This is a genomic window from Halomonas sp. 5021, assembly GCF_036663435.1.
Classification (GTDB): domain Bacteria; phylum Pseudomonadota; class Gammaproteobacteria; order Pseudomonadales; family Halomonadaceae; genus Vreelandella; species Vreelandella janggokensis.
In genome coordinates this window covers 1-768 of record NZ_JAXOVU010000039.1, presented here as the reverse complement: position 1 = coordinate 768, position 768 = coordinate 1, and the positions used below count along the sequence as shown (strand labels likewise).

Here is a 768-nt window from a genome sequence, read left to right as displayed (position 1 = left end):
CTGCTTAGCCCGATGGTGGCAGCCGCATTGCTGATGGTGATGAGTTTTGATGTCCTGTTTGTACTCAACGCCCTGGCGTTCGTGATCTCAGCTTCCTTGGCTATATCTGTGATGTTGCCTGAGTCACAACCACTAGAAGAAATTCCCGGCGTTTGGCGTCGCGTTTCTCACGGCTTACGGATTTATCTAAAAACACCTCGTCTGAGGGGGCTGTTGGCATTGAACTTGGCGGTCTCAGCCGCCGGAGCGATGCAGATCGTCAATACGGTCGTGCTTGTGCGCTCTATGTTGGGACTTGGCGAGAAAGAAGTAGCTTTGGCCTTTTCTGCCGCAGGCGGGGGCTCCATGCTGGTGGCCTTACTGCTACCCAAGATACTGGACCGAGTGACAGAAAGACCAGTCATGCTGCTAGGTGGCGTTATGATGGCACTCAGTCTCTACCTGGGCTGGCTGGGACCATCGTTTGCGGGGCTTGTCGGGCTATGGTTACTGATGGGCGCAGGGGCTTCATTAATCATGACGCCCACCGGTCGCTTGCTTAAGCGCTCATGCCAGCCGGAAGATCGTCCTGCGCTGTTTGCTGCCCAGTTTTCGTTGTCACACAGCTGTTGGCTGCTCACTTATCCGTTGGCTGGCTGGGGGTGAACCTGGGACTGACGGAAACGTTCGTTTTGCTCGGGACATTGGCTTTAACCGCGACAGGGCTTGCGATGCTTGCTTGGCCTCGTCGTGACCCAAGAGAGATTGCGCATGAGCACTCGCCTATAG

Annotated in this window: 1 protein-coding gene; it reads left to right on the top strand. The window is 55.6% G+C overall.

The window, feature by feature from the left end; genetic code table 11:
- A partial coding sequence (locus R3F64_RS19370) for an MFS transporter (RefSeq protein WP_332613256.1) occupies positions 1 to 645 on the top strand: 645 nt, incomplete at its 5' end.
- Positions 646 to 768 lie beyond the last annotated feature (123 nt).